11 protein-coding genes are annotated in these 13825 nt (G+C 71.9%); 3 read left to right on the forward strand and 8 right to left on the reverse strand.

Going from position 1 to position 13825, the window contains the following annotated elements; all coding sequences use genetic code 11:
- The first annotated feature begins 283 nt into the window (after positions 1 to 283).
- Both WMF42_RS04290 and WMF42_RS04295 read left to right on the forward strand, forming a co-directional pair.
- A complete protein-coding gene (locus tag WMF42_RS04290) occupies positions 284 to 1102 on the forward strand; it encodes a transglutaminase domain-containing protein (RefSeq protein ID WP_061608804.1) in 819 nt (272 codons plus the stop codon).
- A 97-nt stretch (positions 1103 to 1199) separates the two neighbouring features.
- On the forward strand, positions 1200 to 2570 hold the full coding sequence (locus WMF42_RS04295; RefSeq protein WP_061608803.1) for an MBL fold metallo-hydrolase: 1371 nt from the start codon (positions 1200 to 1202) through the stop codon (positions 2568 to 2570).
- A gap of 59 nt (positions 2571 to 2629) precedes the next feature.
- Here the strand turns inward: WMF42_RS04295 and WMF42_RS04300 are convergent, their stop codons facing one another.
- Entirely contained in the window at positions 2630 to 3778 is a 1149-nt protein-coding gene (locus tag WMF42_RS04300; protein WP_437690353.1) for a hypothetical protein, read from the reverse strand.
- 250 nt (positions 3779 to 4028) lie between these two features.
- Here WMF42_RS04300 and WMF42_RS04305 point away from each other — a divergent pair, with 250 nt between their 5' ends.
- Complete coding sequence (locus WMF42_RS04305; protein WP_437690355.1) at positions 4029 to 4874, forward strand: hypothetical protein; 846 nt, start codon at positions 4029 to 4031, stop codon at positions 4872 to 4874.
- A gap of 36 nt (positions 4875 to 4910) precedes the next feature.
- On the opposite strand, the gene WMF42_RS04310 is transcribed toward WMF42_RS04305, so the two are convergent.
- The 7 genes from WMF42_RS04310 to WMF42_RS04340 all read right to left on the reverse strand — a co-directional run bounded on the left by WMF42_RS04310 (position 4911) and on the right by WMF42_RS04340 (position 13773).
- Positions 4911 to 6017, reverse strand: a complete 1107-nt coding sequence (locus WMF42_RS04310; RefSeq protein WP_437690357.1) for a substrate-binding domain-containing protein — start codon at positions 6015 to 6017, stop codon at positions 4911 to 4913.
- A gap of 175 nt (positions 6018 to 6192) precedes the next feature.
- The gene (locus WMF42_RS04315; protein WP_437690359.1) at positions 6193 to 7440 is read right to left on the reverse strand and encodes a PAS domain-containing protein; all 1248 of its coding nucleotides are present in this window, start codon (positions 7438 to 7440) and stop codon (positions 6193 to 6195) included.
- 321 nt (positions 7441 to 7761) lie between these two features.
- Positions 7762 to 8121, reverse strand: a complete 360-nt coding sequence (locus WMF42_RS04320) for a hypothetical protein (protein WP_437690360.1) — start codon at positions 8119 to 8121, stop codon at positions 7762 to 7764.
- A complete protein-coding gene (locus WMF42_RS04325; RefSeq protein ID WP_437690361.1) occupies positions 8118 to 10544 on the reverse strand; it encodes a TonB-dependent receptor plug domain-containing protein in 2427 nt (808 codons plus the stop codon). The genes WMF42_RS04320 and WMF42_RS04325 overlap by 4 nt, the downstream gene beginning before the upstream one ends.
- A gap of 1 nt (position 10545) precedes the next feature.
- Positions 10546 to 11121: a YfiR family protein gene (locus tag WMF42_RS04330; RefSeq protein WP_061608796.1), complete on the reverse strand. Its 576-nt coding sequence runs from the start codon at positions 11119 to 11121 to the stop codon at positions 10546 to 10548.
- Positions 11118 to 11528 (reverse strand): response regulator, encoded by a 411-nt coding sequence (locus tag WMF42_RS04335; protein ID WP_061608795.1) that lies wholly within the window; start codon positions 11526 to 11528, stop codon positions 11118 to 11120. The genes WMF42_RS04330 and WMF42_RS04335 overlap by 4 nt, the downstream gene beginning before the upstream one ends.
- 4 nt (positions 11529 to 11532) lie before the next feature.
- The gene (locus WMF42_RS04340; RefSeq protein WP_437690364.1) at positions 11533 to 13773 is read right to left on the reverse strand and encodes a HAMP domain-containing protein; all 2241 of its coding nucleotides are present in this window, start codon (positions 13771 to 13773) and stop codon (positions 11533 to 11535) included.
- Between the last annotated feature and the right edge of the window lie 52 nt (positions 13774 to 13825).

Consider the following 13825-nt stretch of genomic DNA (forward strand, 5'->3'; position numbering starts at 1 on the left):
CGCGATTCCGTCCATGCGCCGAGTCAGCAACGGGCGAGTTCATCGACCCGAAACAATAGCGCAGGCGCAGGCGCAGGATCGGTCGATCGAGAGGTTAACCGCGGCCGGCGCCCGATCGTTCTTGACATACTCGCGCGCTGCGCGCAGGATGGCCGCTAAACCGTTCGAGCGTGCGCTGGAGATGCTCTCGCGCTCGCGGTTCAGGTGTCTTCAGCGGCGTCGCTCGGCTGGCGCGCGGTGCGTGCTCGTGACTCGCGCCGCGCAACCATCCCGAGGTGTCCGCATGCAGATCCGCGTAGGTTACGAGCTGCTCTACGAATTCCCACAGCCCACGCCGGTCATCCTGACGCTGAGCATCCACTACTCGCGCGTATCGGATCTGGTGCGGCCGGATCACATGCTCACCAGCCCGCCGATCCCGGCCCGGTCCTACCGGGATGCCTTTGGCAACTGGTGCAGCCGCATCGTCGCGCCGGCCGGCGAGCTGAAGATCTCCGCCGACGCGGTGGTGAACGACACAGGCGCGCCGGACCGCGTCGTTGTGTCGGCCGAGCAGCACGCCGTCGACGCGCTGCCGGAAGAGACGCTGGTGTTCTTGCTGGGCAGCCGGTACTGCGAGACGGATCGCCTGTCGGAGGCGGCGTGGGGCCTGTTCGGCCAGGCTGCCACCGGCTGGGGGCGCGTGCAGGCCATCTGTGACTTCGTCCACCGGCACATCGCGTTCGGCTACGAGTTCGCGAGCCCCACCAAGACGGCGTGGGAGGTGTTCAATGAACGGAAGGGCGTCTGCCGGGACTACGCGCACCTCGCGATCGCGCTCTGCCGCTGCATGAACATCCCGGCGCGCTACTGCACCGGCTACCTGGGCGACATCGGCGTGCCTCCTCCCCACGGGCCCATGGACTTCTCCGGCTGGTTCGAGGCCTATCTCGGCGGGGAGTGGCACACGTTCGACGCGCGCAACAACGTGCCTCGCATCGGGCGCGTGCTGATCGCGCGCGGGCGCGACGCCGCCGACGTGGCGATCTCGACGACCTTCGGCCCGAACACGCTGAAGGGGTTCCGCGTGTGGACGGATGAGGTCGCGGGCCAGCTCGCCTGAGCTGGCGGACGCGCTCATCGGTGCATTGATGTGCCCGTCACTCCGAGGCTGAGCGCACATGCCTGCTCGCGGGCAGCGTGGTAGTGTGCGCGCTCCTATGGACCATGCGTCGAACGACAGCGGGAGAGACAGCGTCGATGAGGGCGACTGGGGTAAACTTCACGTCACGCGCGCCTGCTGCGGCGCAGGTGTTTGCAGGAACTTCGCGCCCGAGCTCCTGGGCGAGGTCTCTCCGGCCCACTGGGCGCGCATGGACGGCGACGACGGCGGCGACGTCCAGCGCCGCGCGCCCGCCGTGCTGGAGGGCACGTACGACGAGGGGGCGTTCACGGGCGTCCTGCGGCAGCCGCGGAGCCTGGCCGATCTCGAGGCGGCGCGCTCGGCGGTCGCCGCCTGTCCGGTCCACGCGCTGCGCCTGAAGACGTCCCCGGGGCGGGTGCGCCCCGGCGCGCTCGGCGCGCCCTTTCGCACCTGGCCGCGCCGCATCGAGGACGAGGTCTGGGCGCTCGGCCACCCCTCGGCCGACAACATCGGCGCCACGACCTACTTCATCGAGCGCCCCGGCGGCGGCGTGCTCGTCGACCTGCCGGAGCCGAGCGACGCCATCTTTCGCTTCCTCGAGGAGCACGGCGGCGTGCGGTGGATCTTCCTCACGCACCGTGATCACACCGAGCACCACGCCGAGTTCGCGGCGCGCTTCCCCGGCTGCCGCCGCATCCTCGGCGCGGCCGACGTGACGCTGCGGGGCGGCGCGTACCGCGCGTCCACGGGCGACGTGGAGATCCAGCTCCCCGATCGCCCCGAGCCCATGACGCTGGAGGGCGCGCCGCTGGCCGACGGCGAGCTCGCCGGCGCCGAGCTCGCCGTGCTCTCGCAGCCCGGCCACACCGCGGGCTCGATGTGCCTGCTGTACCGGGGCCGCTTCCTGTTCACGGGCGATCACCTCGCGTACTCGCGGAGGCTCGGCCATATCGCGGCGTTCCGGCTCCAGTGCTGGGACGACTGGGAGCGCCAGAGCCGCTCCGTGCGCCGCCTGGCCGCGCTGGCGGAGGCGGGCCATCTCCGCTTCGCGTGGCTCTTGCCCGGGCACAACGAGTGGCGTCGCCTCGAAGGCGACGGCAGCGCTGCAGCGACCGCCGCCGAGCTCCAGCGCGTCGTCGCCTGGATGGAGCGGCAGGCCCCAGGCCACGTGCCCATGCTCCGGTTCGTCCCGTGGGTGCAGAGCCGCACGAGGCCCAGATCCCGCCTTGCCCGCGTGGTGCGCGCGTTCGGCGGCGAGGGCCCGGGGAGCGAGTCGTGGGTGCTGCCGCGCGCTGTCCGCCCCTATTTGCCCGATCACCGGCCGGAGAAGGACACAGCGGCGCTGGTCCGGGTCTCCCTGGCCGCGACCGCTGCGCTCGGCGGCGCGGCCGCGGTCGGCTGGCTCGCTGCCCGCGCGGCGAGGGCGATGGTGGCCAGGCGGGCGTGACGCGGCCCGGGCCGGGGGCGCTCGGGCCGAGCGCCGCGCGGGCGCGCGCGCCGTCCGGATCAACTCGTGTGCAGCAGATACCGCGTGTCCGGGTTGTCGCGGCGCCAGATCACGCTGTCCATGAAGTAATGGTGGATGTTTACGAATACGTAGATGGCGGCGAAATACGGTGTTTCGCCCAGGCCGGCCGTCGTCTCTCCCGCGCTCGCGCCCAGCACCAGCGCCGTGTCGAGGAACGCGGGCGCGCCGCGGAAGACGATCCAGCCGAGCGCGACGGCGGACGCCGCCAGCACCCCGAGGCGCAGCGCTGTCGGCTTGCCGAACGACGGCGGGCCCTCGGCCTCGCGCGCCTCGTTCCGCTTCAGGAGCCAGACGAAATACAGATACTGCACGGAGTGCAGGGCCGGGATCATGTACACCATGAGCCGGTCGAGGCTCGAGTACACAGTCCAGAGCCAGACCGTGATGAGGAACCCTACCAGCGGCTCGAGCGGGGGTAGCCGCCGCTCCGCGCGCCACCTGCGCGCGAGCACCCAGAGCAGCGCGAGCGCGCTCGCGCCGAAGGCGATCCCGGTGGCGAGCTCGAGCCCCGGCGGGTGCGCGAGCGACGTGTAGACAACGCCCTTCTCCGCAACCTCACGGCCCGGATCGGCGGGGCTCGCCCACGCATACGCCCAGCCCGCGAAGCAGTGTGCCAGGACCGCCCGGCGCTCGGTCGGGCTGAAGCGGTATCCACGTCGCCCCGAGAGCACCGTCAGGATGCCGAAGCCCTGCTTCACGTAATGCCAGCCCACCAGGAAGAACATGAGCTGGATCATGAAGCCCAGGGTCCGCGCGGAGCCGGTCGCCAGCGCTGCGATCGCCCACGCGAACAGCGCGAGGGGCACCAGGAGCCCGGCCGCGATGTAGCGAGCGCGCTGCACGGGGGCGAGCTCGCCGCCGAGCGCGCGGCGCCGCGCGTCCTTGTAAAACAGCAGGTAGGTCACCGCGAAGTGCGGGTCGTTGATCAGGGACGCCGCGTGGAACGTCAAGAAGCCGACCGCGAGCTCCGCGGGATCGAGCCCGACGGCCCTGCGCAGGAGCCACGCGAGGGGGAAGAGCACGAGCGTCGCGCCCCCCACCAGCAGGAACTCGACGAGGCGAGCCCGCCACGCCGGGGGACGCGACACCTCGGCCGCGCCGAGCAGCGTCACTGTCGCGCTGGTCATGCGGACAAGCTACCACGGCAGGGGGACGTCCATACGGTCGACGCGGGCGGCGAGGCGCGCACGGCGACAAGCGCGGTCGGATCCTTCCGCGCCGACAGCTCGGTGTAGCGCCGCCGTCGGCCTCGCTCGCCCGGGGTGACCCGAGGGGCGCGTCGGGGTAGGCTTGGCAGACGGACAGACTCCCGCGCTCCTTGCCGCCGGGCGGCCGGCCTCGAGCAAAACCTTCGCCGCCCCCGCCGTCCAAGCCGCCATGACCACCCCCTACCGAGATGACGTCGATGCCCTCAACGCTCGCCGCGCCCAGCTCGCCGAGGAGCTCGCGGCCGTCAAGGAGAGGGTGAGGGAGCTCTCGGCCCTGGAGCAGACCCAGCGGCGCCTCGAGGAGGAGCTCGCGACCGTGCGCGAGCGGCTCGACGGCCTCTCGGCGCGCCGGGGCCTGCCGCTGCTCGACAGCCTCCGCGTCGCGAGCCCGTGCCCCGCCCACTGGGACGAGATGGCCGGCGACGACAGGGTGCGCTTCTGCCGCACCTGCGAGAAGAGCGTGTACAACCTGTCGGCGATGCCGCGCGACGAGGCGGAGCGGCTCGTCCGCGCGTCCGCGGGCGACCTCTGCGTGCGGCTCTACCAGCGCGCCGACGGGACGGTGCTCACGGCCGACTGCCCGGTGGGGGTGAGCCGGCGCCGGATCCGCAATCTCACCGTCGCGGCCGTGGGAGGCAGCCTGCTCGCCGTCGGCACGGCGCTCGCCCCCTCGACGGTCGTCATGGGCGGCATCGCCCCGCCGCCCGGCGCGATCGCGCCGGATGTCGGCAGCTACGTGGGCAGCCTCATGCCGCCGCCGGCCGCAGCGCAGCCAGGCCCCGCCGGACGGACCGGGATGAGCGTCGCCCGCCCGCCCGCGTTCGGCGAGGCGCCGGCGCCCGCGGCGGAGCAGCCGCCCGCGCGCGGCGAGGCGCCGGGGACCCCCGAAGAGGCGCTGGAGCAAGCCGCCGAGGCTGCCCCGCAGGGGGCGGAGCCCCGCCGCGGGGACGGCGCCCCGGGCGCCGAGGTGGGCTGCGCGTGCGTCGCGGGGGATCCGCTCTGTACGTGCCTTTGATCGCCGCGGGCGGCGGCCGCGCCGGGCACCCCGGGATCAGGGGAGCAGGGTGCACTCCGAGAGCTGCGTACGGTAGTCCATCGCCTGCGTGTTGCGCTCGAACTCGTCCAGGTTGTTCGGACACACGACATACCAGCCAGCATCGGTGAAAGGGCTCACCTGCCGGTTGGTTGTGACCAGGTCGTACGCGAGCAGCACGGTGTCGTAACCCCAGCCGAACAGCTTCTGGCCGAGCAGCACGTCCACGTATCCGGCGCGCATTCGATCCATGTACTCGGGCAGCGTATCGAAGGCCACCGAGTGAATTGTCTTCGCCGCCGCGCGCTCGGCGAGCAGCGGCGCGTTGACCTCGAGGTCCGGCTCGCCGAGGAGCTTGCTGTAGGAGAAGAAGAATCCCACGATCTCCGGGTCGTCCTCCAGCGCCTTCTGCGCTTGCCCCGTGCAGAACGGGTCCTTGTAGTCGCAGCAGAGGCAGGGGAGGCTCGCGACGCTCGTCATGTCCGGGTATCTCGCCAGCGCCTCGGAGAACCCGGCGGATCGATCGATGAACGTCCCCGCGGCGGTGGGCGTGTAGCCGCCGTCGCCGTCCTCCTCCATCATCGTCTGGAACGCGATCTTGCCGGTCTTCCCGTTGATGGTCGCCAGGGCGTCCATGAGGAACGCGGCAGCGGCCTTGTTGTCCATTCCGTAGTAGGTGTGGCGCTTGCTGGCCGGCGCGTCGCCGCCATACGTGACGACCTTCATGCCGCTGTCCACCGCCCGGTTGATGATGTCGTTCTCGCAGACCCCGTCGAAGACATCGACGACCATCGCGTCCGCTTTCATGTCGATGACCTGCTGGATCACCTCCATCTGCGGCCGGGAGAAGTAGCAGGGATCGTCGGGATCCTTCGGGTCGCCGTCGTCCTCGAGCTCTGGACACTTGGGATCCATGACCATCACCTCGACCGGCCGCGTGCTCGTGCTCGACAGCTCCGTGCTCGCCTGCCTGGCGCCAGCGCGGCCCAGATCGCCGAACCGGTTGCACTCGCTGTGCGTGATGTAGGCGATCGTCACCGGGGCTCCCGTCGTGGCGTCGCCCTCGCTGCAGGCGATCACGCCGGTCGACAAAAGGATGCCCCCGAAGATGGCGCGATGATCCATGATTCCCCTCCTTTACCGTGTGGATTGACGCGTTCGATTGTCAGAGAAACCAGCAGCACACTCGACACGGAGCCAGCGCCTGCCCCCGGCGCGCGGCTGTCCCCGTCGCGGAGCAGGGCGGCGGGGCAGCCGGCCTCCTCGGCCAGCGCGTGGCAGCGCGTGGCCGAGATTGCCGTCATTCGCGGTGCAGGTGCCGCGGATCGACTCCCTCTCGAGCTTGCCCGACCGGGACCGCATACGCGATGCCGCTCTGCAGGGTCCCGGACGTGATCAGGCCTCGCAGGTCGACGCCGAGCTCGATCATCGTCTGCGCGATCGCCGGCTGGATGCCGGTGAGCACGACCCTGGCCCCGAGCAGCCCCGCCGCGCGCGCGGCCTGCACCAGCATCTCCGCGACGTGCGCGTCCACCGCCTTGACCCCGGTGACGTCGAGGATCGCGATCCGGGTCGCGTGCCGCGCGACGCCCTCGAGCAGCGTCTCGATGATGCGGCTCGCCCGCGCGCTGTCGAAGAAGCCGATGAGCGGCATGACGAGCACCCCCTCGGCGATCGGCAAGAGCGGCGTCACGAGCTCCCGGATCGTGTCCTGCTGCGCCGCGATGAGCTGGTCCCGCGCCGCCTCCCGCTCGCGCTCCGCCGCCTTGACGCGCGTTATATCGACGGAGATCCCTGCGACCGAGCCCTCCGGGACGCCCTCTCCCCGGACCGGGAACTTCACCGAATAGAAGGTCTTCTCGCCCTCGGCGCGCGGATCGGTCTCCTCGGCCTCGAACGGGGCGCCGCTGCTGCGCACGAGGTCCTCGATGTCCTTGTAGATGGCCGCGACCTCCGGCGGATGGACATCCCTGTCGGTCTTGCCGATCAGGCCGCCCGGCCCGGCGCCGGCGCGCTCCTCCAGCGAGCGGCTCGCCAGGAGGAACGCGCCGTCTCCATCCTTTGCGTACAGGAGGACCGGCGCGCGGTCGCAGACCTCCGCGAGCAGCGCGTGGCTCCCGAGGCGCTGCTCGGCGCGCCGCCGCTCGGTCACGTCCTCGGCGCAGATGATCACCTCGCGCGCGGCGCCGTCCTCGCCCCGGGAGAAGACCTCCGCGCGCGCCGCGAAGCGCCGCTCGTCGCCCTCGCGCCCTCGCGCCCTCAGCTCGCCCTCGACGACCTCGCCGTCCCGCGCCGACTCGAGGCTCGCCGCGCGCGCAGCCAGGCCGTCGAGGTCGTCAGCGTGGATGCAGCCCGAGAGCGCCTCGACGCCGCGCGCCGACAGCTCCCCGGCCGAGCACCCGGCCGCGCGGGCCAGCGCAGCGTTGTGCGCCGTGATCCGCGCTGCCTTGATGTCGATCACACACACGATCGCCGGCACCGCGTCGAGCATGCGCTGGGCTCGCGCGCTCATCGGTTCCTGCGCCTGGCTGGCCTTGGTCTCCGTCATCGCAGGACTACCTTCCAGACTTCCCGGTCAGGTCAGGGCATCAGGCGCTTCGACAAGGTTGTTCCGCGGGCCTGGCCGGCGCCGCGGGGTGCGCTGGACCCCGCGCGGGTCATGCGAGCCACGCTCATGAGATCGCTCGTCATGTCGCTGTCCTCCCGCCAGGCAAGCATGCTGGTCGGCATGAGAACACCCTCGGCGACGCTCCGGTAGCCCATGAACCCCCCTCCGAGACTGGCACGCGAGGATGCAGTTCAGATTCAATGTTACAATTATGTGAGGTGAAGTCGGCTGTCAACATCGGCGGTCGTGGTCCGCTCACCCTCACATCCGGGTGCCGCCGTCACCGCCGTCACCGCCATCTCTGTTGTGACCGCCATCACCGCTGTCGCCCACGTGACCGCCTGCCCCGCCGTCACCGCCGTCACCGCCGTCACCGCCGTCACCGCCGTCACCGCCTGCGCCGCCCGCGTCCGGCCCAGCGGCGCCGCCGCCTCCGCCGGTCGACGTGCTGCCGCTCGCGCGTGACGAGGTGGTCGCGCCGCCCTGTTCGCGGCAGTTCGGGGTGTCGTACTCGACGCAGCCCACCTCGATGGGGTGGCCGACCTCGATACAGCCCCAGGCGATGAGGCCGGAGGCGGCCGACAGGCCGACGAGGAGCGAGGGGAGGAGTGTACGTTTCACGGTTCAGCTCCGAGCGCGGCGCGCCCGACCGTCGCGCCAGGAGGAGGCTCGGCCGCCTCGTCCTGGCCGCCTGCCGGCTCGTCGTCCAGGTGAAGCGCGATCCCGGCAAATAGCGTGAGCCGGTTCGCCAGCGCGAAGTCCGCTGTCGGGCCGCTCTCCACGAGATAGCGCGGCAGCCCCTGGTTGGGCCCGACGACATAGGGCTCATGGGGCGAGAACGCGTACTGCCCGCCGAGCGTGTACCCGGCGCCCTTCACCCCGGGGAACGCGCCGGTCAGCGCCGCGCGGAGCTGGAGCTGCGGCGGCACCTCGGGGCGCGGCGCGATGTTCGACGGATCCCCGCCATAGTACGCCTGATCGGCGATCCGCCGGCCCATGTACGCGGCGGCCAGGGACACGGCGCCTCGCGCGTGCTCGTACGAGACGCGCGCGTTGCCGTACACCTGCGGCGCGACGGTGATCGGGACCTCGTCGCCGGTGCCGAACCGCGCGTTCCTCGCGATCTGCTGCTCCGACATGCGGCGGCGCGTCAGGGCGAACGTCGAGTTCAGGCCGAGGCGCAGCTTCCGGTCGAGGAAGCTCGTCTCATAGGCCAGGTTCGCCCCGTAGTTCTTGATGCCGGGGACGTTGTTGTACTTCGAGACGCTCGGCGCCTGGGCCTTCACGATCTGCAGCTCGATGACGTCCCGCCAGTCCGAGTGGAAGCCGCCGATGGTGAAGGCGTGCGCGCCGCTGCGGAACGACGAGACGGCCTCCAGCGAGGAGACCTTCTCCGGCTTGAGGCCGTCCGGGTTCGGCTGCAGCCTGCCGGTGACCGTGTAGAGCTCGACGAAGCTGGGCGCGCGGAACGCGCTCGAATAGATGAGCTTCAGCGAGACGCGCTCGTCCGGCGTGGCGATCAGCGCGGCGCGCGGCGAGATCGCGCTCGCCGCGTAATCGAGCGGGATCCGCGAGTCGAGGTCCACCCGGATCCCCGCGTTGATCGACAGGGGCCGCAGCGGGCGGAGCGTCTGCTGCACGTAGGCCCCCAGCGCGGCCTCGTCCTTGAGGCGGTGTCCGCCGCCGTGCCAGTGCGTGAGCCCCGGGTCGGAGCCATAGCTCTTGCCCGTGAGGTCGTCGAACGTGACGAACTCATAGGCCGACGTGCGCAGCCGCCCGTCGACGCCCACCATGGTCGAGAACGCGCCGTCGCCCAGCCAGTCATACCGCCCCTGGAGCTCCAGCCCGACCCAGCGCGAGAGGAACAGCGCCTCCTTCCGGCAGGGCCCCGAGGGGCCGCGCGGGCATTGCTCGGGGGAGAGGACGCCGAGCGGCACGCCCGGCACGAGCGGGTCGTGGCCCACCACATAGCGCGAGCGCAGGACGCGGCTGTACCCGAAGTAGCCGCGCGCCACGCCCTCGAGCCGCTCGCTCAGGCGGGCGCGGGAGCGGACGCTGCTCAGGATGAGCGACTGCGTGTTGTCGTTGCGCGCGTCGTCGTAGGCCCCGACGCGGTTCTCGTAGAGGTCCATGTACGGCGCTGCCCACGCCGAGCGCGTCGCCTGCGCGGTGGCGCTCAGGTCGCCGACGTCGAGGCGCAGGTAGGCCCCTGCCTTGCGCCGGAACCACTGCTCTTCCACCGGGCCGCCCCAATAGCCCGGCTCGGCGTGCGGGCCGAGGTCCATGAACGACCTGCCGTCCGCCTCCCTCGGGAGCGGCTGCTTCGGGAAGCGGACGTGAGGCCCCTCGAAATCGTCGACCTCGAGCGCCGCGACCACGCCGGCGGGCTCCCCGCGCAGCATGAAGCTGCGCCCGAAGCTCAGCGACAGCGCGCTGTCGTGCCCGACGCCATCGGCCATCGGGGTCCTGATGTCCCCCGACGCGTCGAGCGGCGGCGACGCCCCGAGCATCACGGCGGCGTGGAGGCCGCGGTGATCCGCGGCCTTCTTCGTGACGACGTTGATGACCCCCAGCATCGCCTGCGCCCCGTAGAGCACGGAGCCCGGGCCGAGGATCACCTCGATATGGTCGACGACGTCGATCGGGATGTCGTGCAGGAAGACGGCCCCGCCGCCCTGCTCGTTCACGACCATCCCGTCGAGCACGACCAGCACGTGGCTGTTCGCGTCGCGGGTCAGCGCCACCCCGCGCGCGCCGACCTCCGGGACCGACATGCGGGTGTGCGCGAAGGCGCCGTTGGCGAGGAAGTTGAGGGCCTCGCCGAGGTGCCGCAGCCCGAAGAGCTCGAGCTGAGCGCCGGTGATCACCGACGACATGGCGGGCGCGTCGCTCGCGCGCTCCGCGGCGCGAGAGGCGCCGGAGACGACGTTCTCCTCGAGGATCTCGAGGAGCGAGCCGACATCGTCGGCGCGCGCCTCGCGCGGGGCGGCGGACGTCCAGGCGAGCGACGCGGCGCAGAGCAGTGCCAAACGAGCCGAGCTCACGTCAATAGATCCTTGCCAGTCTGAGGATAGAAGACGGGAAATCGATCCCCTGGGAGCGGGCCTGCGCGAGGTTGATGCTCATGCGCGGCTTGCCGTTCGCGACGTCGACGCCGAGCACGACGCCGAGCGGCACGTACGTCTCCACGGCCGCGACGGTCAGGACGCCGCTGTTGGCGAGCGCGCCGCGCATCGCGGCGACCTCCCTCACCAGGCCGGAAGAGACATAGACGACGTTGATCTGGCGCGCGCGGCACGCCGCGGCCAGCTCGGCCGGCGTCGTGTAGTCGGCCCTGTCCACGTGGATCGGCCTGTCGCGCACGTTGCCGACGTCGAGCAGCGCCTTCTTCATCTGCTGCGCGGCGCTCGCCGAGTCCGCGTCTCCGGCCTTCGAGAGCAGCAGAAAGGCGACCTGATTCCTCGCCTTGTCCGGGAAGCCGCGGTCGTACGGCAGGAGGCGCGCGACGATCTCGGCCTGCACCGCGAAGGGCGCGGTGGCGGGCTCCGCCCGGGCGCGCCGCGGCGCGCTCGCGGCCGCGGCGGCGAGGCCGAGCAGGAACGATCGCCGGAGGAGCGTCACGCCTTGCGGTCCTTGCCGCGCGACAGCCCGGAGAGCTTGCGGATGCGGAGCGCCGCCTGCACCTGCGGCGTGAGCGCGAGGAGATCGCCTTTCCTGCCGAAGACGCCGTCGAACCCGAGCTCCGCGTAGCGCGCGCCGGCCGCGGCGTCCGTGGTGTAGAGATAGAAGAGCGGCGGCCGCTCGCCCGCCGGCAGCGCGGACTTGAGCGAGCGCAGGACGGCGCCGCCGTCCAGGCCGGGCATGAAGAAGTCGATGATGACAAGATCGCAGCCGCGCAGGTGGCGGGCCGTGCCCACGAGCTGCGTTGTCGTCACCACGTCGTAGCCTGCGCTCGACAGCTCGACGTGGATCCGCATCAGCACGATCTCGCTGTCATCAACGACCAGGATGCGTCCGGCTTGCGACATCGCTTCATTCTCCGTTGCGGCGAGGGACAGCCTGCGTGCGGGGTCGGATCACGAACGCCGTCCCCGTCCGGCGCGACGCGTCCACCTCGATGCGCCAGCCGACCGAGAGGAGGTCGGCCCGGACCGCGGACAGGCCGACGCCGCGGCCGGCCAGGTCGCTCACGTCGCCCTTCGTGCTCACGCCGGGGGCGAAGAGGAGCTCGCGCGTCTCGCGGAGATCCGAGGGGTCGACGCCGGCGCTCGCCGCGAGGGCGTCGAAGTCGATGCCCTGGCCGTCGTCCTCGACGACGATCGTGGGCAGCGGCTGACCCTCGATGCAGGTGGCGCGGATCACGCCGATCTCGGGCTTGCCCAGGCGGACGCGCGCGTCGGGGCGCTCGACGCCGTGCGCGATCGCGTTCCGGACGAGGTGGATGAGCACGCCCGGGAGCACGCGGGCGAGGTCGGGCGGGATCGGGATCTCGCGGCCGTCGACCTCGAGGCACGCGCGCTTGCTCTCCTGCTCGGCCCAGCGGGGGACGCGCTCGGCCAGCGACGCGAGCACCTCGCCGAACGGCCGGGCGCCGAGGCGGCGCACGAGCTCGGCGGCCTCGCCGCCCTGCCCGCCGATGAGCTCGCCGAGGCGCGCGACGTCGGTGCGGCGGACGGTGATCTGGTCGAGGATGACCCGGCCGACGGGCGAGGCGTCGACGAACGTCTCCTGCGCGCGCGTGAGCTCCTCGGCGACGCGTTCGAGCCGCGACCGCCAGGACGCCGACGACCCCTCGACGGAGATCCCGGTCTCGGAGCGCGCGCGCGCCTGGACGACGGCGAGCTCGCCCTCGAGCGTCATGACCTCGTCGGCGAGGCGCTCCAGGTCGAACGAGCGGGCCTCGCCCTTCATCGTGTGCAGGAGCTGGAGGAGCTCGTCGATGTCCGCGGGGCTCAGCCGGTCGCCGCCCTGCAGGATCTCGCTGCACCGGGCCACGCGCTCGCGCGAGACCTCGATGAAGCGGACGAAGACCTGGCCGCCGCCGGCGATCAGGCGGCGCATGGCGGCGATCTGGCGCGCGTGCTCCTCGTCCTTGGTCTTGACGCTCTCCTCGAGGCGCCGGAGCTCGGTCTCGTCGGTCGCGAGCAGCATGATGCGCGCGATCTTCTGGCCGGAGACGACGGGGCAGAACTCGAGCCGCAGGAACCGGCGGTCGCCCGGCGCTCGCTCGATCCACGCCTCGCGCGGGGCGAGCTCGGCGATCTCCGGGAAGACGTCGATCTCGGCGTCGAACGCGACGTCGATCCACTGCCGGAGCGCCTGGGTCTCGACGCAGAGCGGCCCGCCGCTGTAGAGGAGCTCCGCGACGTGGTGGCCCGCCTCGGCGCGCTCGCCGAAGATCTGCCGGGCTCGCCTCGACACCTCGCTGCCCAGGCGGCCGTCGGGGCCGAACGCCACGATGGCCTCGCGCATCGTGTCGAAGAGCTCGCGGAGGCTCTTCGTGGCCATCTCCAGCTTCCCCTCGCGCTCGAGGATGGCGGCGCTCATCGCGTTGAAGACGTCGGCCAGCCGCCCGAGCTCGTCGTTCGTGCCGACGTTCACGCGGACGGTGCGGTCGCCCTCGCCGAGGCGCCGCGCCGCGTGGACGAGCCGCGAGAGCGGGCGCACGATCTGCCACCGGGCGAAGCCGAGGAGCAGGAAGGCCGTCATCGCGCCCACGATCCCCGCGAACTCGAGGATGTCGCGGCGGGCCGCGGCGAACGCCGCGTTCTCGGGCTCGAGGGACAGGACGAGGACGACCGTCCCGAGGCGTCGCCCGTCGTCGCGCAGGACCGGTCGAGCCACGCGGATCTCGCGCTCGAGGACCTGGTTCTCGGCGCCGCGGGCGGTGAACGCCGACAGGCCCTCTGGCGGCTGCCCGACCCGGGCGACGGGCTCGGGGTCGCTGCCCCAGGCGACGGCGCCGATGAGCGCGCGGTTCGAGCGGAGCTCGTCGAGGTCGCTCTGCGCCGCGTCCCGATCGCCGAAGTCCAGCGGCGCGGTGAGGGCCGCCGAGAGCAGATCGGCCATCATCGACGCGGCGTTCGCCTTGGCCGACACGAGATCATCTCGTGTCTTCTCGATCACCTCATGGGCGACAAGGATGGTGACGCTGGTGAGGACCGCCACGGTCGCCGCGGCGAGCTTGACGCCGATGCCGACAGGGACGCCGCCGCGCCGGGCGCGCTCCCGGTGAGGCGTTGACGGCGGGTGGACAGCGGCGGAGTCCAGCATCAGGCGCGCGGCGCGGCGGAGCGTCTCCGATGCAAGGAACCGTCGAAGCCAA

Origin of the sequence: Sorangium sp. So ce176 (assembly GCF_051519835.1) — a bacterium.
Taxonomy (GTDB): Bacteria; Myxococcota_A; Polyangia; order Polyangiales; family Polyangiaceae; genus Sorangium; species Sorangium cellulosum_G.

Excerpts from the sequence above, each read along its gene's own strand:
- WMF42_RS04290 (WP_061608804.1), top strand. The coding sequence starts at position 284 with ATGCAGATCCGCGTAGGTTACGAGCTGCTCTACGAATTCCCACAGCCC.
- WMF42_RS04295 (WP_061608803.1), top strand. The coding sequence starts at position 1,200 with ATGGACCATGCGTCGAACGACAGCGGGAGAGACAGCGTCGATGAGGGC.
- WMF42_RS04300 (WP_437690353.1), bottom strand. The coding sequence starts at position 3,778 with ATGACCAGCGCGACAGTGACGCTGCTCGGCGCGGCCGAGGTGTCGCGT.
- WMF42_RS04305 (WP_437690355.1), top strand. The coding sequence starts at position 4,029 with ATGACCACCCCCTACCGAGATGACGTCGATGCCCTCAACGCTCGCCGC.
- WMF42_RS04310 (WP_437690357.1), bottom strand. The coding sequence starts at position 6,017 with ATGGATCATCGCGCCATCTTCGGGGGCATCCTTTTGTCGACCGGCGTG.
- WMF42_RS04315 (WP_437690359.1), bottom strand. The coding sequence starts at position 7,440 with ATGACGGAGACCAAGGCCAGCCAGGCGCAGGAACCGATGAGCGCGCGA.
- WMF42_RS04335 (WP_061608795.1), bottom strand. The coding sequence starts at position 11,528 with ATGTCGCAAGCCGGACGCATCCTGGTCGTTGATGACAGCGAGATCGTG.
- WMF42_RS04340 (WP_437690364.1), bottom strand. The coding sequence starts at position 13,773 with ATGCTGGACTCCGCCGCTGTCCACCCGCCGTCAACGCCTCACCGGGAG.